The organism is Streptacidiphilus carbonis (genome assembly GCF_000787775.1).
Classification (GTDB): Bacteria; Actinomycetota; Actinomycetes; order Streptomycetales; family Streptomycetaceae; genus Streptacidiphilus; species Streptacidiphilus carbonis.
Genome location: NZ_BBPM01000035.1, coordinates 41,997 through 62,892, shown reverse-complemented (window position 1 = coordinate 62,892; position 20,896 = coordinate 41,997). Strand labels below are relative to the sequence as shown.

The following is a 20,896-nucleotide window of genomic DNA, read 5'->3' as shown; positions in this document are numbered from 1 at the left end:
GTTGCCGACGGTCCTGGAGCCGGCCGGCGGCAGTGGCACAGGCCGGCCCCAGGAGGTCCATCCGGGCGAGGTCCATCCGGGCGAGGTCCATCCGGGCGAGTCCACGGTCTCCTCGGGACCGGCTCCGACCCTGGTGGAGGCGGTGTTCCCGCTGGAGCGGGCCGCGGAGGGCCATCAGCTCGGTGACACCGGACGGGTCACCGGGAAGGTGGTCCTCACCGTCAGCTGATCGTCCACTGCTGGAGTGCGGAACCGTTGCTCCGCTGCTGGGTCACCAGCCCGCCGTCGGCGGACTTCGAGGTGGTGAGCAGCAGCCCGGTGTGGGAGTTGGTGACCGTCCAGGCGCCGGACGGCAGCCGGTTCAGGGCCCACTCCTGGTTGCTGCCGCCGGTGCAGGTCCACTGGATCACCTTGGTCCCGGCGGCGGTGCCGCCGCCGAAGTCGTCGGCGCACAGGCCCGAGTAGGCGTTCTTGAGGGTGTAGTCGCCGTCCGGCTGCCGGGTGAACACCCAGTTCTGGTTGGCGCCGCCGTTGCTGGTCCAGGTGTCCAGCTGGACGGTGGGGTCGGTGCCGGTGGCCCAGTCGGGGTCGTCCAGCGCGTGGCCGGAGACCGACAGCACATGGGTGCCGTCGAGGTTGGCGGCGGTGCCGACGGGGGTGACCGTCAGGGTCTGCTCGGCGGCGCTGCGGTTGCCGCCGACGGCGCTGCCGGTGGTGTCGGTCCAGGTGCGGGTGGGTGTGGTCTCGGCGGTGCGGGAGGCGTCCGAGGACAGTCCGAGCACCAGGCCGCTGTAGCGGTTGACGAGGCGGTAGGTCCCGGCCGGGGAGGCGTTCTTGACGACGAACCACTGCTGGCCGACGGTGCCGTTGCCCGCGCCGAGGGCGGTGGCGGTCGGCTTGGTGCCCCAGGCCCGGTCGGCGGTGGAGGAGGAGTCGACGCCCAGCACCTGCCCGGTCGCGGCGTTGGTGATCCGGTAGGAGCCGTCGCCGTTGGCGCTGAACTGCCAGCTCTCCAGCCCCGACCCGGTCGCGGCCGCGTCCGAGGTGGTGCGGGCGCTCCCGGAGACCTGGGCCAGGACGCGCCCGTTGCCGCCGCTGATCCGGTACGTCTTGGCCGGGTCGAACGGCGACTTGGCCGGGGTGGCCGAGTCGATGGTGGTGTTGGCGTACTCGCCGTCGGAGCTGGCGCAGGCGATCGCGCAGTAGGAGCGGAAGGTCCTGCCGACGATGGTGGAGCTGGTCAGGTTGGCGCTGTCGAGGATCCAGCGGTACCAGGAGCCGGAGGTGTAGCTGCCGGAGTCGCCGATCAGGTACCACTTCTGGGTGGAGAGGTCGTCGGTGGCGTAGTACTGCTGCGGCTCGGTGCCCGACTGCTGCTTCGTCTCGGGTTCGCCGATGTAGAGGCCCAGGTAGGCGTCGTAGGTGATGTTCATGACGACGAGGGGGGACTTGGCCGGCAGTTCGTTCGCCGCGATCTGCTGGTCCACGGTGCCGGCGTTGGCCGGGTTGTAGTCGTTGGCGACCGGGGTGTAGCCGCTGGGGGCGGCGGCGGTGGCCGGCACCATGTTGCTCTCCAGGCCGCCCACCCCGGGCTGGGACCAGGAGCCGTTGTACCACTTCTGCCAGGTGCCGCCGGCCATCTTCCCGGAGATGGGCGCCCGGGCGACATGGGCCAGGTCGCCGGTGCTCCCGCTGGTGCCCGCCTTGGGGACGATCCGCGAGCCGTAGTAGACATAGAAGTAGCCGGATGCGCTGTCGACGTACAGTCGCGGGTCGCCGTCGCCGTAGTCGAAGGTGCCGTTGGGGAAGGCCGTGGTGTCGCCGCGGGTGGTGCTGTACGGGCTGGTGATGGCGTGGCCGGTGATGGTCCACACCTTGCCCTGGTCGGTGGAGACGGCGTAGTCGATGGCGTCGTAGTGCGAGAAGGAGTTGGCGCCGAACGGCTCCGGGGTGAACTCGTTGTGCACCAGGCCGTACCAGTTGCCGGTGTCGGGGTCGACCCACACGCCGAGCAGGTCGCAGAAGTTCTTCTGGGAGTAGCCGGAGCCGGCCGGGGCTGCGGTCGCCGTCCTCCCCGTGGGGCTGTTGTTGCAGCGGTAGGTGGTGTCGTTGTTCCTGTCGAGGTGGTTGGCGGGGTTCACCGCGTTGCTGATGGCGCTGGACCGGGTGGCGCTGTCGAAGTCGGTGCCGGTGTAGAAATCCCAGTAGCGCGGGTCGGTGCTGCCGTACAGCGACGCGGACTGCTGGAAGTAGAAGGTGCCGTCCTTGTCGAGGTACGGGCTGGCGGGGGTGTCGGTCGGGTAGGCGTAGCTGCCGGTGGACCCGATGGTGACGGTGTATCCGCTGGTCGGCGGGGTCGCCGAGGCGGGAGGGGCCAGCAGGCCGGTGCCGGCCAGGGCCAGCGCGACGGCGCCGATGGCGGCGGTTGCGGGGACGGGCTTCCGGTGCGGGGCTGACATGGTTCCTCCGTCGTGTTGTGAGGGGGTGTTACGGGGGGGTGTCACCATTCGAGGACCAGCCAGCCGCGGTGCGGCAGGTCCGCCTCCAGCTGCAGGCCGTCCGGCTGGGCCGAGGTGCCGGCGGACGCGGGTTCCGCAAGCGGGCGCAGCAGGGTCGCGTGCGGGTCGGTGGGGGCTGCGGGCATCGCGATGTGCGGCCGAACGGAGTCGGCGCTGCCGTTGGCGATCGCGAGCCGGGTGGTTCCGTCGCGGCGCGAGGCGTGCGGGATCAGGTGGGGGCCGCCGGTGACCAGCGGGAGCCGCGGCCGGTCGCCCTCCAGGAAGCGCACCGCGCGGTGCAGCAGGTGCTGGCCGCTGTCGTCGTAGGGCAGCTGGGACGGATCGGTGGCCGCGAGGACCGCCACCCGGCCGCCGAGGCGGTTGCGGAAGGCGGTGCGGCCGGCGCCCCAGCGCAGGCCCTGCGGTGTGCGGATCTCCGTCCAGGTCTCCGTGTCCGGACCTGGCGCAAGGCGGGCGAGGGTGGGCTGCATATTGACGCTGAGCACCGCGCCGGTGCCAGGGACGTACTCCTCCGCGTAGGGCCCGCGCGGGTCCGGCTGCTCGCGCCGCACCAGCTCGACGTCGTCCAGGCCGAGCAGTGGTCCGAAGCCGCGCTGGACCAGGATCGCGGCCGCCGTCCCGTCCAGCAGCAGGCCGCCGCCGAGCAGGCGGTGCAGTTCCTCGTCCGCGAGGGCCCAGGCCGACTGACCGAACAGCGCCTGCACCGGGGCCCGCGGGTCGGCCGTGACCGGGACGCCGTAGCGCAGCAGCAGGTCGGCCACCGGCCCCGGGTCGACGGCCAGTTCGGCCAGGGCCGGTGCGCCGCCGCTCCGGGTGCGGACATGGGCCGCCGCGTCCTGGGCGAAGGGCAGGCCCACCCCGATGGTCGACTGGTCCCGGTGGTAGCGGGCGGCCAGCCAGTCCAGCGCGGGCCGGGAGCGGGCCAGCAGTTCGGTGACCCGGGGGAAGCGGGCCGCCCGGCGGCCGTGCATGGGGTGCACGTTGAGCAGCAGCGCGTCCGAACCGGCCAGCTGCGCGGCGGCCATCTCGGACCAGGTCTGGGTGTCCGACTTGGACCAGGCGGTGTGCGGCCAGTTCTCGATCTCCGGTTCGCTGTCCACGAAGTCGGGGCGCAGCGCGCGCTGCAGTTCCAGGGACCAGATCTGCCGGCTCAACTCCCGCCCCGGGGTGTCGGTGTAGGGGGCGAAGTGCGGTCGCTGCGCGGCCCGGCCGCCGATGGCGAGTGCGCCGAACAGTGCCGGCCAGTCGCGTCCCTCGACCGATGCCGCGTCCAGGCCCGAGCTCATCAGCCCGAGCCGGGAGCGTCCCCGCGAGCGCTGCTCGACCTCGGTGGCGACGGCGGCGACAACCTCCAACTGGGCCTCGCGCCAGACCTGTTGCAGCAGGATGCGCCAGGGGTGCGGTCGGCCGGGGGCGGTCAGCGCTTCCGTCAGCTCCTGCGGGGTGACGTTCCATCCCGTCAGGGCGGTGAAGCGCTCCAGCATCAGCGGCTCGAAGCCGCCGCCCCAGTGCAGCGGGGCGTGGTTGTGGTAGCGGAAGTCGTCCTCCAACCACAGCACCCGGAAGCCGAGTTCGGCGAACCGCCCGTAGTGGGCGACGATCCAGGCGCGCCAGCGGGGGCAGGCGAAGGAGGCCTGCGCGGTGGAGGCCTGGCCGTCCGGGGAGACCATGGGGGCGAAGCCGAGCCGCTCCAGCGCGCCGTTCCGGCCCCGGTCGGCGTGGCCGACGGTGACCCAGGGGTTCAGGCTGACCTCCAGGCCGGCCGCCTCCAGGGTGTCCTTGGCCAGTCGGGCCGTCTCGAACCAGACGCTCTCCTCCGCGTCGGTGAGGTGTCCGGCGAAGGACTCCTCGGCGCCGGTGAGCAGCACCACTTCGTCCACCTGGGCCTGCGCGCAGGCCTTGGCCAGCTCGGTGGCGTCGGCGGCGACGCGGGCCGGGTCGGGGTCGGGGTGGATCTGGAATCTGAGGTGGTAGCGCGCGCGCATCCAGCTCCCCTTCATTTGACGCTGCCGGCCGACAGGCCGGAGCGCCAGAACCGTTGCAGCGAAAGGAACATGATGATCAGTGGGATCACCGACACGGCCGCCGCGGTGATCACGATGTTGAACGGCACCGCGTCGCCGATCCCGCGCTGGGCCTGCCAGCCGACCAGGCCGACGGTGACCGGCTGCAGCTTGTCGTCGGCCAGCATCAGCGCGGGCAGCAGGTAGTTGGACCAGATCCCGACGAACTGGAACAGGAACACGGTGACCAGCGCCGGGGACATCAGCCGCAGGCCGATGGTGGCGAAGATGCGGACCTCGCCGGCGCCGTCGACCCGCCCGGCCTCGATCAGCTCGTCCGGGACGGAGGCGGCGGCGTAGATCCTGGCCAGGTAGACCCCGAACGGGCTGACCATGCTGGGGATCAGCACGCCCCAGTAGGTGTTGACCAGGTGCACCGGCGAGAACAGCAGGTAGAGCGGCACGGCCAGCAGCGGCTGCGGGACCAGGACGGCCGCGAGCACGATGTTGAAGACGGTCTCCCGGCCCCGGAACGCGTACTTGGCCAGGGCGTAGCCGGCCAGCGCGGAGACCAGGGTGCTGACCGCCGCGCCGCCGACCGCGTACAGGGCGGTGTTGAGCAGCCAGCGCGGATAGATGGCGCCCTGCCGGGTGAACACGTCCTGCAGGTTGGACAGCAGTGCGAAACGGCCGCTGAACCAGAAGCCGCTGCCGTTGAACAGCGCCGAGTTGCTCTTGGTGCTGGACACCACCAGCCACCACACCGGGGCCAGGAAGTAGACCGAGACGAGGCCCAGCACCCCGAGGGTGAGCCAGCGCGAAGGGTGAGCCGGGGTCGGCCTGCGCGACCGGACGACCGGCTGGGCCGGTGCGGTCCTCGTCGTCTGAAGCGTCGTCACAGTGCCGCCCCCCGCCGCTGGACCAGCTTCAGGAAGCCGAAGGAGAGCACGAAGGCGAGTGCCGCGAGCACCACCGACTCGGTGGCGGCGTAGCCGAAGTTGTTGTCGTTGACCGCGTTGTAGGCGGCGAAGATCGGCGTGTAGTTGCTGCTGAGGTTGGGGGCGACGTGCTGCAGCACGGCCGGCTCGTTGTAGAGCTGCGCGGTGCCGATGATGGAGAAGACGGTGGTGAGCACCAGCGCCGGGCGCACGATCGGGATCTTCACATGCCAGGCGATGCCCCAGGCGGAGCAGCCGTCCATCCGTGCCGCCTCGGCCAGTTCGGGCGGGATGGCCTGCAGCGCGGAGTAGATGATTAGCATGTTGTAGCCGGTCCAGCCCCAGGTGAGCATGTTGCCGATGGTCGGGGCGAGCATCGGTCCCGAGGTCAGGTCCAGGTGCACGCCGACGGCGTGGGCGGCCGAGGTGATCGGGCTGAGGCCGGGGGCCACCAGGTAGGACCACATCAGCGCGCCGACCACCCCGGGCAGCGCGTAGGGCAGGAAGAAGGCCAGCCGGAAGAAGCGCTTGAACAGCGTCCCCTTGGCGTCCAGCAGCAGGGCCAGCCCGAGGGCCAGGCCGAGCATCACCGGAACCTGCACGGCCCCGATCAGCAGCACCCGCAGCAGCGCGCCGCGGAACACCGGGTCGTGCAGCGCGTCGGAGTAGTTGCCCAGTCCCGCGAAAGCCTTGGTCGGGGCGGACAGGCCGAGCCCGTCCCGGTGCATCTTGAACAGGCTCTGGTAGAGCGTGTAGCCGATGGGGGCCGCGTAGGCGACGGCGAACAGCGCGGCGAAGGGCAGCAGGAACGCGGCGGCGGTCCGGGCCTGCCGCCGCTTGTGCGGCGAGGTGGCGGGGCCCGCGGAGGTCGGGGGTCGAGCGGGCGTGACGGAGGTGGCCGGGGCGCTCATCCGGAGACGCTCATCCCCTGCTGCTTCAGCTGTGCGATCGTCTTGGTCTGCACCGTGTTGAGCACGTCCGGCAGCCGGGTGCTGCCCGCGGCGCTGGTACCGAGGCCGTCGCCGAGGTCGGTCGAGGCCTGGGTCATGGTCGGGCCCCACACCCAGGAGGTGTCGATGTGCGGGGTCTCGGCCTTGAAGACGTCGAAGACGACCTGGCCGCCGTAGAAGGGGTCGGGCGCGGACAGGGCCGGGTTGGCCAGGCCCGAGGTGGCCGCCGGGTAGATGCCGGTGACCTTGATCAGGTTGCTGACGCTGGAGGGGTCGGTGCTCATCCAGGTGGCGAACTCGGCGGCCTCCTTGGGGTGAGCACAGCCCTTCAGCACCACGGTGGCCGAGCCGCCGTCATTGCCGTAGACCGGATCGGCCGCGTCCCAGACCGGCATCGGCGCGACCGCCCACTTGCCGGAGGTGCCCTTGACGCTGGAGGCCAGGATCGGCGTGTCCCAGACCGCGTTGACGTCGGAAAGGATCTTGCCGGAGGCCATGTCCTTGTAGAGGGTGGGGTCGTAGCTGGGGTCGGTCTTCAGCAGCTTCTTGTCCAGCAGGCCCTGCCAGTAGTTCGCGACCTTCTGGTTGGCGGCGCTGTTCACCGACACCTGCCACTGGCCGCCGCTGGTGCCGAACCACGGCGCGCCGGCCTGCCAGGCCAGGCCGGCGTAGTTGTAGGCGTCGTTGCCGAAGTCGCCCAGGTAGACGCTGGGGTCGGCGGCGTGCACCCGGGCCGCGTCGGCCGCGTACTCGTCCCAGGTGGCCGGGGGTCTGGCGATGCCGTACTTGGCGAACAGGTCCTTGCGGTAGAGCAGGCCCATCGGCGCGGTGTCGACCGGGGCGCCGTAGGTCTTGCCGCCAATGGTCACCTGGTTCCAGGTCCAGTCTGCGAACTGGCTCTTGGCCGGGGCCAGGTACTGGGTGACGTCCATCATCGCGCCGGCGGCGGCGAAGCTCGGCATGGTCTCGTAGCCGACCATGCCCAGGCACGGCGCATTGCCGGCCTGGGCGGCCGTCAGCATCTTGGTGTAACCGCCCTTGGAGCCGGACGGCGTCTTGTCGAAGGTGACCTGGATGCCCGGGTGGCTCTTGTTGAACAGCGCGACCGACTGCTCGTACCCGGGCGCCCAGCCCCAGAAGTCGAGCTTCACCGTGCCACCGGCGGACGGGCTCTGCGCGCTGCCCGCGCTCCCGCCGGAGCTGCTGCAACCGCTCACCACCGCCATGGAAGCGAGGGCGGCGCACAGTGCCACGGCACGTATCTGACGTCGTCTCATCTTGAGTCTCCTACGAGTCGCGATCGAATATCTTGGCCTGCTGGGGCCCGGGACTTGCGAACAGCCCGATTAATTAAAGTAGGATCATAACTAAGAGAGCCGAAGTCAACACCCCGGTGAAACTTTCGGTCCCGGAGGGTAGGGAGTGAGCGTGAAGGCAGACCTGCGTGGTGGCGCGGCGCACGGGGTGGCGATGGCCGGCCCGTCCAAGCCGAGCGACCGGGCCTCGATCCGGCGCACCAACCTCGGCCTGGTGCTGCGGCTGCTGCGCGACTCGGGCCCGCGCTCGCGGGCCCGGATCGCCTCGGACACCGGACTCCCCCGTCCCACCATCACCGGCCTGATCTCCGAACTGGTCGAACTCGGCCTGGTGCGGGAGGGCGCCTCGGAGCGCGACGGCTCGGTCGGCAGACCGAGCCAGGCCGTGGAGATCGACGGGCGGACGATCTGCGGGATCGGTCTGGAGATCAACGTCGACTACCTGGCCGTCGTCGCGCTGAACCTGCGCGGCGACGTGACCTTCACCCGGCGGATCGCCGTCGACGTGCGGTCGGCAGGATCCGAGGCCGTCCTGGACAGCGCGGCGACCCTGATCCGCGAGGCCGCCGCGGCGGTGCAGGCGGTGGGCGCGCGGGTGGTGGGCGCGGCACTGGCGGCCCCTGGGAACGTCGACATCACCACCGGGCGGGTGGCTTTCGCCAGCAACATCGACTGGCGCGACGTCGCGGCGGTGGACGGGCTGCGCCGGCGGCTGGGCCGCGAGGCGCCGCCGCTGCGGCTGGAGAACGACGCCAAACTCGGCGCCATCGCCGAGTACCTGGTCGCCTCGGCCTCCGACATCCACGACCTGATCTACATCACCGGCGAGACCGGGGTCGGCGGCGGCATCATCAGCGGCGGCCAACTCATGCGCGGCGCACGGGGGTTCGCCGGCGAGATCGGCCATATGCCGCTGGCCCCCGGCGGCCGCCCCTGCGCCTGCGGCCGGGTCGGCTGCTGGGAGACCATGGTCGGCCTCGGCGCGCTGCTGCGGCACGCCGCCCCCGACCACGACGACCCGGTCCACGACCCGTCCCTGGACGTCGAGTCCCGCCTCGCCGACCTGCGCCGCCGCGCGGACGACGGCGACCCGCGCATCCTGGAGGCGCTCGCCCTGATCGCCGACGACCTGGCCCTGGGCGTCGCCCTCCTGGTCGACGTGCTCAACCCGCGCGCCGTGGTCCTCGGCGGCTACTTCGCCGTCTTCGCCGACTACCTGCTCCCCAGCGTCCGCGAGGGCGTCGCCCGCCGCGTCATGGCCCCCGACTGCGGCGGCTGCGAAGTCCTCCCCTCCACCCTCGGCTTCACCGCCCCGGCCCGCGGCGGCGCCTACCTCGCCCTCGACTCCGTCTACCAGGACCCCAGCGCCACCGCGTGACCGCCCGCGGCTCGACCGGGCTGCGGCCGCCCGGCCGCCACTGGGCTCCCGGCACGACGGAGCACCTGGGTATGTTTCGTTGGGCTATCGGAGCCGTTGCCGTCGTTCCGCGAGCCGTGCTGCCGCCGACTTCTCGATGATCTCGGCGAGGTTCTGGATGCCGGGGTCGGAGTAGCGGGGTGCTCGGGCCGCGAGGAGGATGTTTCGTTCGATCGGGTCGGTGGGTCTGAGAAGTGTCACGCCTTCCGGGATGGTCTCGACGGTCAGTTCGGGGATCAGGGCGACGCCGAGGCCGGCGGCGACGAGTTCGAGCTGAACGGAGAAGTCCATCGACTGTGCGACGATCCGGGGCCGGAACCCGGCGAGCCCGCAGGCGCGCTCGACCATGTCGAAGCAGGTGTAGCCGTCGGTCGGAACGATCCACGGGACGTCGCCGTAGTCCTCCAAGCGCGAGGAGGGGCCGGTACCGGTCGGCTGCTCAGGGTCTCTGACGGCGAGCCAGACAGGTTCGACTCCGATTGCGTGAGTCGCCAGGTCGTGCGGGATGTCCCGGGGGACGTTCGAGTAGGAGTGGATCACCGCGAGGTCGACGGCGCCGGAGGACAGGGAGTCGAGGGCGGCCTCGGGCTCTGCTGTCGTGAGGTGCAGTTCGAGGGCTGAGCCGTCGCTGTGGACGATGTGGCGGCAGGCGTCGGCGACGAAGGTCCGGGCGGCGGAGGGGAAGGCCGACACGGCGTAGTGCCCGACGGCTCCGGCTCGCAGCGCGGCCAATTCGAGCTCGGCGATGGAGATGCGGTCGAGGATCCCGTGCCCGTGCGCGGCAAGGACGCGGCCCGCCGGGGTGAGCACGACGCGGCGCCCTTGGCGCTGCGTGAGCTGGATGCCCAGTTCCTTCTCGAACGCGGCGAGCTGCATCGAGACACCGGGAGCGGTCAGGTGCAGTTCGTCGGCCACGGCGGCGATCGTGCCGAGCCGCTCAAGTTCGGCGAGCATCCGAAGCTTTCGAACGTCGATCACGGGTGACCTCTTCAGTAAATTAGGCTTAGCTATAGGATAAGAACAACTAAGTTGTGCTTACCTCACCAGGGTGACAGCCTGGGCCCATGAAGGTCAACTGGGCTACAGCCACCAGCGCTGAGCACCGCAACGCTCATCCCGCGATCCTGCTGACGGTGCTGTGCGCGGCGATGTTCATGACCAGCTTGGACCTGTTCATCGTCAACGTCGCGCTGCGCCCGATCGGCGACGGCCTCGGCCGGCGCTCACTGGCAGACCTGAGCTGGATCCTGAACGCCTATGCCATCGTGTTCGCCGCGCTGCTGGTGCCGGCCGGCCGGATGGCCGACCGCTACGGCGTGAAGCACGTGTTCCTGCTCGGCCTCGCCCTGTTCAGCGCAGGCAGCCTCGGGTGCGCGCTGTCCGGTGACCTGTGGCTGCTCGTCGGCCTCCGCTGCGTGCAGGCCGTGGGGGCCGCCGCGCTGGTGCCGGCCAGCCTGGGCCTGGTGCTGACGTCGTTCTCGGGCGAGAGGCTGCAGCGCTCGATCCGGATCTGGGCCATCAGCGGGTCGCTCGGCGCCGCCTCCGGACCGGCCCTCGGCGGTCTGCTGGTTCAGGAATCCTGGCGGTGGATCTTCATCATCAATCTTCCGATCGGCGCAGCCGCTCTCATCGTGGCCGGCATGCTGGCACCGGGCGCCCGGCACAGCACAGAGACCGGCGTGCCCGACCTATTCGGCGGCGCGCTGCTCATGGTCGCCATCGCGTCGCTCGCCCTCGCGCTGGTACAGGGACCCGCATGGGGCTGGGGCAGCGGCTCGACCCTCACCGCCTCAACCGTCGCCGTCCTCGCGCTGGCGGCATGCGTCGCACGCTCGGCCCGGGCAAGACTCCCGGTCATCGACCTGGCCCTGTTCCGCAATCGCGCCTTCATGTGGGCCAACATCGCCAACTTCGCCTTCAACATCGCCTTCGGCATGCAACTGCTCGGCCTGGTTCTGTGGATGCAGCAGGGCTGGGGCTGGTCCGCGGTCCACACCGGGCTGGCCATCGCGCCCGGTCCGGTCATGGTGCCGGTCACCGCGATCGGGTTGCGCCGCTACACCGACACGTTCCCGGCCGGGATCCGGGCGGCAGTCGGCTCGCTCCTGCTGGGCGGCGGCGGACTGTTCATCGGCGCCATGCTGACCGCACGCCCCCACTACGCCGGCGAGCTCCTTCCGGGCTGGATCGCCGAGGGAATCGGGGTCGGTCTCGCCATGCCCACCCTCGTCAGCGCCGCCACCGACGGGCTCGGCTCCCACCAGGCCTCCACCGGCAGCGCCGTCGTCCAGATGGGCCGTCAGGTCGGCTCCGTCATCGGCGTCGCCGTACTAGTCGTCGTCATCGGCTCGTCCACGATCTCCGCTGGTGCGCTGGACCGCTTCACCCATGCCTCGTGGTACGCCGCGGGCTTCGCCCTCGTCGCCGCCCTCACCTGCCTCGGCCTGCTGCAACGCCCCCGCACCGCGACCGGGACCGCGCGCATCGACGCCGCTGTCCGTTCGGTCGCGGCGGCGCCCTCATGCGGTTGGGCCGCACATACGGACCCGCCACCAGGCGCGTCCACACGATCGAGCTCGTGACCGCCGACGGACGACTGGTCCGCACCGGCCGCGAGCGCTCAAAAGATGATGAATCCGATTGATGAGGAGATGAGGGACATGCGAAACGACAAGCAGGAGATCATCATGCCGGTCGCCGACCTGAAGTGGGAGGACATGCATCCCGGCTCGCCCCAGCAGTTCTCGGTCCTGTGGGGGGACCCTGATGAGGGTCCGTTCGGCATGCTGCTGAAGCAGCCGGGCGCCGGGTTCGAGGCGGGCCTGCACACCCACGCGTCGGACTACCACGCGGTGCTGGTGCAGGGGACGTGGATCCACACAGTCGAAGGCGACAGCAGCACCCCGACGGAACTGACCCCGGGAGCGTACGTCTTCCAGCCGGCCTGGCAGTACCACAACGAGAAGTTCCCAGGTTCTGGAGACTGCATCATCTACATCCACCAGCTCGGCAAGTCCGACTACATCCCAAAGGCGAGCCACGATTCAGCTGCTCCGAGCGAGGACACGCAGGTCGGTGACTAGAAGCGCGGATCAGTAACGCCGTCGCCATCAGGCACAGACAGAGAATCCTGCTATGCCTGATGGCGCGCCTCGGCGAGGTCAAGGTGGCCAAGCTCGACGTAGCGGGCTCCGCGCTCCTCCATCAACCGTGAGTTGTCGAACCTCAGCCATACGCCGTTGGAGGAATCAGCCCCGCAGTTCACCATCGCCGGCTCCAAGTGCGCCGCATCCGCAGCGAGAAGGGCATCCGCCCTGTCGGCGCAGGTGAGGAGGCCGGGGCCACATCGGAAACGCGACTGACCCTCAGGAACCCGGCAGACGTCCCCCGCCGGCACCGGCGCCGGCTCGGATCGAGAGCTCCTTCCGACGGCTGAGACGGCGCCTCGTTCCTGACGGGTCCATCCTGGAAGGAGCCGACCGGACGGGCGGTGGTCAGCGGCTCTCCGGGCGGGCGGATCCGAGCCGAATGGAGATGTGAAGACCATGGCGACCTTTATGGACGTCCACCACGGCATGGACGGGATCACCGCGGAGCAGCTCGCGGCGGCCCACCAGGCCGACCTCGCGATCGAGGCGAGCGAGAACGTGCACTTCAAGCAGGCCTGGGCGGACCCGGGCTCCGGGACCGTGTACTGCCTGTCCGAGGCTCCGTCCGTCGACGCGGTCCAGCGCGTCCATGAGCGCGCGGGGCACAAGGCCGACGAGATCCATCCGGTGCCGCTCACCGTCTGAGCCGGCCCGCACGGTGAAACATGTCCACCGGATCGGCTGCGCCGCCCTGACCAGTAGGTCAGGATGCTCCTCATGCATACGGTTCCTGAAGATCACGTCGAGCCCACACGCCCGGTCCTGGTGAACGACTACGACAGCCTCGCCGAGGCGTACGACGCCGCGAACGAGACGGGCATCCAGAACGCCTACTACGAACGGCCCGCGATCCTGGCCCTCGCCGGAGATGTCGCGGGCCGCCGGATTCTCGACGCCGGCTGCGGCTCAGGGCCGCTGTTCGCCAAGCTGCGCGACCGGGGTGCAGTGGTGACCGGTGTCGATGCCAGCGCCGGAATGCTGGAGGTGGCCCGGCAGCGGCTCGGAGCGGGGGCGGAGCTGCGCGTGGCGGACCTACGCGAGCCGCTGCCGTTCCCCGACGGGGCGTTCGACGATGTCGTTGCGTCCCTGGTGCTGCACTACCTGGAGGACTGGGGACCGACCCTGACCGAGTTCCGCCGGGTGCTGGCGCCCGGCGGCCGGCTGATCGTGTCGGTCGACCACCCCTTCGCCGTCTACGGCATCCAGCTCATGGAAGGGCGCAGGCCCAACTACTTCGAGACCTACAACGTGACCGAAGAGTGGACCATGGGCGGCCGAACCGTCCCGATGAGCTTCTGGAACCGGCCGCTGCACGCCATGACGGACGCCTTCACCGAAGCCGGATTCCGGATCTCCCGCATCGGCGAGCCGCTGCCCGACCCGGCCGCCCGCGAGCTGTTCCCCGACGAGTTCCGCTCCCTCTCCAACAGCCCGAGCTTCCTCTTCTTCGTCCTGGAGACGGGCTGACACCGCCTGGCACGATCATCTCGAAGGATCCCCGGCGCAGGTGGGGTCATGGCTGTGCGGCCGGTTGGCAGCTCAGCCCTGACCGTGCGTCCGGCGCGTTCCGCGGGGGAACAGGGTGTAGCTGAACGACCAGATGAAGTCGATCGCCAGAACAACGCCCCAGGAGGCGATGACGCCGACCAGGGGGCTCGCGTGGCGGGGGCCGCGGGCGATCGCGGTGTCAAGAAGGAGCAGGCAGCTGCCGAGGCCCCAGGCGAGCAGGTGGCGCAGCCACATGCGGCGTTCGTGGGCAGCATGCTCGCGTCCTGTGCGCGGGGGGCGATTCGGCGGCGGGCCGCCGAATCTGTGGGCGAGACGGCCGTCCGCCCAGGACACGAGCTGCCCGCCGAAGGCGATCGACACTCCCAGGTAGACCGCCGCCAGCCCGTGCGCGGAGGTGGGCACCGCCCCCCGTGCCAGGTCGACCGTGGAGGCCGCGAAGAGCAGCAGGTCGATCGCTGGCAGGGTCAGGAGCAGGGCTGTGCTCACCCGGCGCCGACCCCATGCGTAACGGCACAGGAGAGCGCCGAGCAGGACTGCCCAGAAAGCGATCTCACATCCGACGATGAGCAGATAGAGCACCGAACCTCCGGTTTTCTAGCACGGTCGTGCCAAATAAAACTAGCACGGCCGTGCTAAAAAGAAGGCGTGCCCAAAGTCGTTGATCCCCAGGCGCGGCGAGCCGCAGTCGCGGAAGCCGTATGGCGGTTGATCCTCAGGCGCGGGCTCGAGGGGGTCTCGGTACGCACGGTCGCCGCAGAAGCGGGCCTGTCCATGGGGTCGCTCCGGTACTACTTCGCCACCCAGGCGGATGTGCTCACTTTTGCCATGCAACTGGTGATCGACCGGGTCCGGGACAGGGTTCAGGCTCTCGATCCGCAGCCGGACACGACGACCACGGTTCTACGGACCGTCGAGGAACTGCTCCCCCTGGACGACGACCGCAGGGCCGAGGCGGAGGTCTGGCTGGCGTTCACCGTCCGGGCCCAGACCGAACCGACCCTGCGCGCATTGCGCGACACCAGTTACGAGCTCCTGCAGGACCTCTGCCGCCGCCTGGTCGCAGCCCTCCCGCGGCCGACCCGGGCGGCGGCGCTCGATCTCGATGCGGAGGCCGAGCGTCTCTACGCACTCATCGACGGCCTGGTACTTCACGGCATTGTCCGCCCCGACCGCGCCACCCCGTCCCTGATGCTGGACGTGGTCACGGGACACCTGGCGCAGCTGACCGGTTCCGGGGCCGAGCAGTAGCACCTCGGCCGGGCTGCGGCCGCCGACTCGCTGACCGGCAGGGCGTGGCACTCACGCAGACAGGGCGGATCCGTCGCTGTCCACCTCCGGGGCGCAGGCGGCGGCCAGCTCGTCCAGGGAGACGTTCAGGGCATAGGCCAGGGCGGCGATGGTGAAGAAGGCGGGGGTCGGGGCGCGGCCGGTCTCGATCTTGCGCAGGGTCTCGGCGGACAGGCCGGCCGCCGCCGCCACGTCCACCATGCTGCGGTCGCCGCGGGCTTCGCGGAGCAGCGCGCCGAAGCGCTCGCCGCGCTGCCGCTCTTCTGGGGTCAACGGAGTTCGAACCATACCCGTGATACTAATACCGGTATAAGTATTGGGTCACGTCGCATCACAGGGAGAACCCGAAGACATGGTGGAGATCAAGACCGAGACCGCGCTCGAGTCCATGCGTGAGGCCGGACGCGTGGTGGCCAACACGCTCGCGGCCGTGCAGAAGGCGGCGGCGGTCGGCGTCCGCCTGCACGAGTTGGACGCGGCTGCCCGCGAGGTGCTGGCCGCGGCCGGGGCGCGCTCGCCCTTCCTGGGGTATCGGCCGCCGTTCGCCCCCACCCCCTTCCCCGCAGTGATCTGCACCTCCGTCAACGACGCGGTGGACCACGGCATCCCCGGCGACTACCGGCTCCGCGACGGCGATCTGGTCAGCGTCGACTGCGGGGCGGAGCTCGACGGCTGGACCGGCGACGCCGCCGTCAGCTTCGCGGTCGGCACACCCCGCCCGGCCGATCTGGCACTCATCGAGGCCACCCGACAGGCCCTGGAGGCCGGTATCGCCGCCGCGACCGTCGGCCACCGCATCGGCGACATCTCCCATGCCATCAGCACCGTCGCCCGGCGCGCGAAGTGCGGGATGCCGACCGACTTCGGCGGTCACGGCATCGGCCGCCGGATGCACGAGGACCCCCACGTCCCCAACCACGGACGACCCGGACGCGGCTTCCCGCTGCGCCACGGCCTCACCATCGCCATCGAGCCGATGCTGATGGCCGGAGGACACAACGCCTACCGCACCGATCCCGACGGCTGGACCCTGCGCACTGTCGACGGCAGCCGGGCCGCCCACTTCGAGCACACCATCGCGGTGACCGAGGAAGGACCCCGGGTGCTCACGCTGCCTTGAGCCACCCAGCCTGCAAGCACCAATGATTTGCCTATATACCTTAGGCAAATGTATGGTCGACATAGGCGAGAGGGAGGACCGGACATGGCACGCGCAGGACTCACCGCCGAACGTCTCATCACCGCAGGTGCCGAACTGGCCGACCAGGTCGGCTTCGACCAGGTGACCCTCTCGGCGCTGGCGCGGCAGTTCGACGTCAAGGTCGCCAGCCTGTACTCGCACCTGAAGAACTCGCAGGACCTCAAAACCGGCATCGCCCTGCTCGCACTGGCGGAACTCGCCGACCGAGCCGCCGACGCACTGGCCGGACGGGCCGGCAAGGACGCACTGGCCGCCCTCGGGAACGCGTACCGCGACTACGCCCGTGAGCACCCAGGACGTTATGCGGCGGCCCAGTTCAGGCTGGACCCGCGGACGGCAGCGGCCAGTGCCGGGGGGAGGCACGCCCAGATGTCACGCGCGGTGCTGCGCGGCTACGACCTGGCCGAGCCCGACCAGACCCACGCGGTGCGACTTCTGGGCAGCGTCTTCCACGGATATGTGGCCCTGGAATCGGCCGGCGGGTTCAGCCACAGCTCCCCCGACAGCCAGGAGAGCTGGTCGCGGGCGCTGGACGCGCTGGACGCACTGCTTCGCAACTGGCCCGCACCGACCGGCTGAGACTCATCGAACTCCCGGAAAGACAGCCCGATATGACGACTGTTCAGTCCCCTCGGACCAACACGCCCATAACCGCCGACCTGCTGCGCGGCGCCCTCGACCTGGAGCGGACCGAACGCGGCGTGCTGCCGCACCGGCTGCCCGCGCGGGCCCGCGCGCAGTGCGCCGATCCGCAGCTGGCCATGGCCGAGTCGCAGCCCTCGGGGGTGCGGCTGGCCTTCCGTACCCGGGCCACCGCCGTCGAGCTCGACACACTGCCGACCAAGCGCCGCTACGTCGGCGCGCCGCCGCGCCCGGACGGCGTCTACGACCTGGTGGTCGACGGCGAGTTGGTGGCCCAGGCAGCAGCTGTCGGCGGCAACACCCTCACCATCGACATGACCACCGGCACCGCCGAGAGCCGACCCGGCCCGGTCGCCACCATCGGCTTCACCGGTCTGTCCGACGCGCTCAAGGACGTCGAGATCTGGCTGCCGCACAACGAGACCACCGAACTGGTCGCACTGCGCACCGATGCCGCCGTCGAGCCGCTGACCGATCGCGGCCGCAAGGTCTGGCTGCACCACGGCAGCTCGATCAGCCACGGCTCCGACGCCGCCGGTCCGAGCAGCACCTGGCCCGCTCTGGCCGCGTCCGCCAACGCGCTGGAGCTGATCAACCTCGGCCTGGGCGGCAGCGCGCTGCTCGACCCCTTCACCGCCCGCGCCATCCGCGACACCCCCGCCGACCTGCTGAGCCTCAAGATCGGCATCAACCTGGTCAACACCGACCTGATGCGGCTGCGGGCGTTCGCGCCCGCCGTGCACGGCTTCTTCGACACCATCCGCGAGGGCCACCCCGAAACACCGCTGCTGGTGATCTCGCCGATCTACTGCGCCATCCACGAGGACACCCCGGGCCCCAGCGCCTTCGACCCGGGCGCGCTCAGCACCGGACAGCTGCGGTTCACGGCCACCGGCGACCCCGCCGAACGGGCGGCCGGAAAGCTGACCCTCACTGTGATCCGGGAGGAGCTGTCCCGGATCGTCCGTCAACGGGCCGTCGAGGACCCGAACCTGTACTACCTCGACGGCCTGGAACTCTACGGCGAGTCGGACTTCGCCGAGCTGCCGCTGCCCGACCAGCTCCACCCGGACGCAGCCACCCACCGTCGTATCGGCGAACGCTTCGCCACGCTGGGCTTCGGCGCTCTGGGCTTCGCCGCGAGCGGTTTCCGCGCCTGATCAACTCCCCCCGGCGGCCGGGCCGGTGGAGTCGCGCACGACCAACTGGGTGGCCAGCTCGATGTGCAGGGTGTCCACGGTGTGGCCGTCGAGCTGGCGGCTCAGCAGGGAGACCGCGATACGGCCCATCTCCTCCAGCGGCTGGCGCACCGTGGTCAGCGCGGGCTGGGTACTGCGGCTCAGGTCGCTGTCGTCGAAGCCGGTGACCGACAGGTCCTGCGGGACGCGCAGGCCCCGTTCATGGGCGGCGCGCAGGATGCCCACGGCGACCTTGTCGTTGAAGGCGATCAACGCGGTGGGCCGGTCGGCCAGGTCCAGGAGTTCCTTGGCCGCCCGATAGCCGTTCTCGGTGGTCGGCTCGAAGCAGCGCAGCAGGTCGGGCGTGGTCAGGGTGCCGGCTTCGGCCATCGCCGAGGTGTGGCCGAGCAGCCGCGCCTGGCCGGCCAGCCACTGGGTGGGGCCGCCGAGCACCCCGATCCGCCGGTGCCCCAGCGCGGTGAGGTGGGCGGTCACGCTGCGGGCCCCGGCGGCGTTGGCGGCCGAGACGGAGGCGACCTCGCGGGGCAGTTCGGTCCGGGGGTCGACGACCACGAAGGGGAAGCCGGTCGCCCGCAGGTCCTGGAGCTCCTGGTCGGGCTCGGGCGGCAGGATCAGCACCGCTCCGGCGATGGCCGGGTTGCGCGGCAGCGAGTTGAGCACATGGGCGCTCTGGGCGGACTCCCCCGCGCCGAGGACCAGGTCGCGCCCGTGCAGGGCGAGGGTGTCCGCGATCGAGGTCACGATGATGCCGAAGTAGTCCGTGAGGACATACGGACAGCGCACATAGACCGCCCCGGGGCGGGCCGCGGCCGGCGGCGGCTTGAGCCGCTCCATGGCCCGGCGGACCAGTTCCCGGGTCTCCGGGGCAACCGTCACCTGCCCGTTGATCACCCGCGAGACCGTGGCGATGGACACCCCGGCCTCAGCGGCGATGGCCCGCACCGTGACGTGCTTCGCCCGGGGCCTAGCCATGCGCGGGCGGGTTTTGTTTCATGCGCCGGAGCATACCCCACCACCGATGCCGGAGTTGCGGAACCTCCGCGAACCTCTTGACAGCGCCGGAAGCCGGACGCTTACCTGTGAGTCGCCGATGAGACATTTGTTTCATGTTGTTTCACACTCCGGGGAGACCCCATGCGTCCACCGCGCAAAGCCCTGCTCGCCGCCGCCTGCACGCTCGCCGCTGCCGCCCTGACCGGATCCGCGCTGGCCCCCGCCCAGGCGGCAACCGCCCACCGCCCGGCGCCCGGGCCCGCTTCGGCGCGAGTCTGGATCACCACCCCGGACGGCACCAGGACCCTGAGCGACGCCGGCACCGTCGACTTCACCGACGCGCCCAGCACCGCGCCGACCGTCGTGGTCGACCCCAGCCGCACCTTCCAGACCATGGCCGGTTTCGGCGCGGCGATCACCGACTCCTCCGCCTCGGTGCTGTCCGCACTGGATCCGCAGGCCCGGACCGCCGCGATGCGCTCGCTCTTCAGCCCGACCTCCGGCGACGGCCTGGACTACCTGCGCCAGCCGATCGGCGCATCGGACTTCACCGACGGCCCCGCGTACACCTACGACGACCTGCCCGCCGGACAGACCGACTACTCGCTCGCCCACTTCAGCATCGCCCACGACCGGGCCCGTATCCTCCCGCTGCTGAGGCAGGCCGAGCAGCTCAATCCGCACCTGCAGATCCTGGCGACCCCATGGAGCCCGCCCGCCTGGATGAAGACCGGCGGCTCGCTGACCGGGGGCCGTCTGATCGACGACCCGCGCGTCTACCGTGCCTACGCCGCCTACCTGGTGAAGTTCATTCAGGCCTACCGGGCCGCCGGGGTGCGGGTGGACACCGTCACCGTCCAGAACGAGCCGCAGAACCGCACCCCGGCCGGCTACCCGGGCACCGACATGCCGTCCTGGCAGGAGGCCAAGGTGATCGAGCAGCTCGGCCCGATGCTCCGCGCCGCCCACCTGGACACCAGGATCCTCGGCTACGACCACAACTGGACCGAGCACCCCAACGACGCCGCGGCGACCCCGCCCGACGAGACCGCCGACATCGGCGACTACCCGCAGCAGCTGCTGAACTCCCCCGCGGCGGCGTACATCTCAGGGACCGCGTACCACTGCTACTACGGCGACCCCAGTGCCATGTCCGCCCTGCACAAGCAGTTCCCCACCAAGGACGTCTACTTCACCGAGTGCTCGGGCAGCCGGTCCGCCGACCCGGCGAACACCTTCTCCGACACCCTGAAGTGGCACACCCGCAACCTGGTCATCGGCGCCACCCGCAACTGGGCCAGGACCGTCATCAACTGGAACATCGCCCTGGACCCCGCCGGCGGCCCGCACAACGGCGGCTGCACCGGCTGCACCGGTGTGCTGACCATCGGCGCGGACGGCACCGTGACCCGCAACGCCGAGTACTACACCCTGGGCCACCTGGCCCGCTTCGTCCGGCCCGGCGCCGTACGGATCGCCAGCACCTCGTTCGGCACCACCGGCTGGAACGGCCAGGTCGAGGACGTCGCCTTCCGCAACCCGGACGGCAGCACCGTCCTGGTCGCCCACAACGAGAACGACAACCCGCAGACCTTCGCGGTCCGCGAGGGCGACCGCGACTTCAGCTACACCCTGCCCGGCGGGTCGCTGGCCACCTTCGTCTGGAAGGACGACGGCTCGGCGGCACGTGGGCCGCAGCAACTCGACCCGACCGGATGGAGCGCCACCGCCAGTACCAGCAGCACGACCGACGTGGCGGCCGACGCCGTCGAC

General features: G+C 70.7%; 20 protein-coding genes. 11 read left to right on the top strand and 9 right to left on the bottom strand.

Annotated elements, in window-relative coordinates:
* Position 1 precedes the first annotated feature (1 nt).
* Positions 2-229, top strand: coding sequence for an MDR/zinc-dependent alcohol dehydrogenase-like family protein (locus tag TR46_RS43220; protein ID WP_042405099.1), 228 nt, complete (start codon positions 2-4; stop codon positions 227-229).
* Here the strand turns inward: TR46_RS43220 and TR46_RS24810 are convergent.
* Genes TR46_RS24810 through TR46_RS24790 form a run of 5 tightly spaced genes read right to left on the bottom strand, consistent with a single transcriptional unit; the run spans position 222 to position 7,687 of the window.
* Positions 222-2,459 carry an RICIN domain-containing protein gene (locus TR46_RS24810; protein ID WP_042405098.1) on the bottom strand — a complete coding sequence of 746 codons (2,238 nt, stop codon included), beginning with the start codon at positions 2,457-2,459 and terminating at the stop codon, positions 222-224. The genes TR46_RS43220 and TR46_RS24810 overlap by 8 nt on opposite strands.
* 41 nt (positions 2,460-2,500) lie before the next feature.
* Complete coding sequence (locus TR46_RS24805; protein WP_042405096.1) at positions 2,501-4,504, bottom strand: hypothetical protein; 2,004 nt, start codon at positions 4,502-4,504, stop codon at positions 2,501-2,503.
* A gap of 11 nt (positions 4,505-4,515) precedes the next feature.
* Positions 4,516-5,421, bottom strand: coding sequence for a carbohydrate ABC transporter permease (locus TR46_RS24800; protein ID WP_042405094.1), 906 nt, complete (start codon positions 5,419-5,421; stop codon positions 4,516-4,518).
* On the bottom strand, positions 5,418-6,371 hold the full coding sequence (locus tag TR46_RS24795) for a carbohydrate ABC transporter permease (protein WP_042405093.1): 954 nt from the start codon (positions 6,369-6,371) through the stop codon (positions 5,418-5,420). The genes TR46_RS24800 and TR46_RS24795 overlap by 4 nt, the downstream gene beginning before the upstream one ends.
* Positions 6,368-7,687: an ABC transporter substrate-binding protein gene (locus tag TR46_RS24790; RefSeq protein ID WP_042405091.1), complete on the bottom strand. Its 1,320-nt coding sequence runs from the start codon at positions 7,685-7,687 to the stop codon at positions 6,368-6,370. The genes TR46_RS24795 and TR46_RS24790 overlap by 4 nt, the downstream gene beginning before the upstream one ends.
* 151 nt (positions 7,688-7,838) lie before the next feature.
* Between TR46_RS24790 and TR46_RS24785 the strand changes: the two genes are divergently transcribed.
* A complete protein-coding gene (locus tag TR46_RS24785; protein ID WP_201776440.1) occupies positions 7,839-9,104 on the top strand; it encodes an ROK family transcriptional regulator in 1,266 nt (421 codons plus the stop codon).
* Positions 9,105-9,188: 84 nt separating this feature from the next.
* Here the strand turns inward: TR46_RS24785 and TR46_RS24780 are convergent, their stop codons facing one another.
* Positions 9,189-10,121, bottom strand: a complete 933-nt coding sequence (locus tag TR46_RS24780) for a LysR family transcriptional regulator (protein WP_042405089.1) — start codon at positions 10,119-10,121, stop codon at positions 9,189-9,191.
* Between the two features lie 86 nt (positions 10,122-10,207).
* On the opposite strand from TR46_RS24780, the gene TR46_RS24775 reads away from it, so the two are divergent.
* From TR46_RS24775 to TR46_RS24755, 4 genes are all read left to right on the top strand, one after another.
* Positions 10,208-11,725: an MFS transporter gene (locus TR46_RS24775; protein ID WP_052433076.1), complete on the top strand. Its 1,518-nt coding sequence runs from the start codon at positions 10,208-10,210 to the stop codon at positions 11,723-11,725.
* Between the two features lie 45 nt (positions 11,726-11,770).
* Entirely contained in the window at positions 11,771-12,226 is a 456-nt protein-coding gene (locus tag TR46_RS24770) for a DUF4437 domain-containing protein (protein ID WP_042405087.1), read from the top strand.
* Between the two features lie 462 nt (positions 12,227-12,688).
* Positions 12,689-12,937: an SCO4226 family nickel-binding protein gene (locus tag TR46_RS24760; RefSeq protein ID WP_042405140.1), complete on the top strand. Its 249-nt coding sequence runs from the start codon at positions 12,689-12,691 to the stop codon at positions 12,935-12,937.
* Positions 12,938-13,009: 72 nt separating this feature from the next.
* A complete protein-coding gene (locus TR46_RS24755; protein WP_042405082.1) occupies positions 13,010-13,759 on the top strand; it encodes a class I SAM-dependent methyltransferase in 750 nt (249 codons plus the stop codon).
* 72 nt (positions 13,760-13,831) lie between these two features.
* Here TR46_RS24755 and TR46_RS24750 read toward each other — a convergent pair whose 3' ends face one another.
* The gene (locus TR46_RS24750) at positions 13,832-14,287 is read right to left on the bottom strand and encodes a hypothetical protein (RefSeq protein ID WP_201776439.1); all 456 of its coding nucleotides are present in this window, start codon (positions 14,285-14,287) and stop codon (positions 13,832-13,834) included.
* A gap of 159 nt (positions 14,288-14,446) precedes the next feature.
* On the opposite strand from TR46_RS24750, the gene TR46_RS24745 reads away from it, so the two are divergent.
* A complete protein-coding gene (locus TR46_RS24745) occupies positions 14,447-15,049 on the top strand; it encodes a TetR/AcrR family transcriptional regulator (protein WP_042405077.1) in 603 nt (200 codons plus the stop codon).
* 51 nt (positions 15,050-15,100) lie between these two features.
* On the opposite strand, the gene TR46_RS24740 is transcribed toward TR46_RS24745, so the two are convergent.
* The gene (locus tag TR46_RS24740; RefSeq protein ID WP_042405075.1) at positions 15,101-15,376 is read right to left on the bottom strand and encodes a helix-turn-helix domain-containing protein; all 276 of its coding nucleotides are present in this window, start codon (positions 15,374-15,376) and stop codon (positions 15,101-15,103) included.
* A gap of 64 nt (positions 15,377-15,440) precedes the next feature.
* On the opposite strand from TR46_RS24740, the gene map reads away from it, so the two are divergent.
* The 3 genes from map to TR46_RS24725 all read left to right on the top strand — a co-directional run bounded on the left by map (position 15,441) and on the right by TR46_RS24725 (position 18,091).
* The gene (gene map / locus TR46_RS24735; RefSeq protein ID WP_042405073.1) at positions 15,441-16,208 is read left to right on the top strand and encodes a type I methionyl aminopeptidase; all 768 of its coding nucleotides are present in this window, start codon (positions 15,441-15,443) and stop codon (positions 16,206-16,208) included.
* An 84-nt stretch (positions 16,209-16,292) separates the two neighbouring features.
* Positions 16,293-16,868 carry a TetR/AcrR family transcriptional regulator gene (locus tag TR46_RS24730; RefSeq protein ID WP_042405071.1) on the top strand — a complete coding sequence of 192 codons (576 nt, stop codon included), beginning with the start codon at positions 16,293-16,295 and terminating at the stop codon, positions 16,866-16,868.
* Positions 16,869-16,900: 32 nt separating this feature from the next.
* A complete protein-coding gene (locus TR46_RS24725) occupies positions 16,901-18,091 on the top strand; it encodes a GDSL-type esterase/lipase family protein (RefSeq protein ID WP_042405067.1) in 1,191 nt (396 codons plus the stop codon).
* Here TR46_RS24725 and TR46_RS24720 read toward each other — a convergent pair whose 3' ends face one another.
* Positions 18,092-19,102: a LacI family DNA-binding transcriptional regulator gene (locus TR46_RS24720; RefSeq protein WP_042405064.1), complete on the bottom strand. Its 1,011-nt coding sequence runs from the start codon at positions 19,100-19,102 to the stop codon at positions 18,092-18,094.
* Between the two features lie 162 nt (positions 19,103-19,264).
* Here TR46_RS24720 and TR46_RS24715 point away from each other — a divergent pair.
* A partial coding sequence (locus tag TR46_RS24715) for a glycoside hydrolase family 30 protein (RefSeq protein ID WP_052433074.1) occupies positions 19,265-20,896 on the top strand: 1,632 nt, incomplete at its 3' end.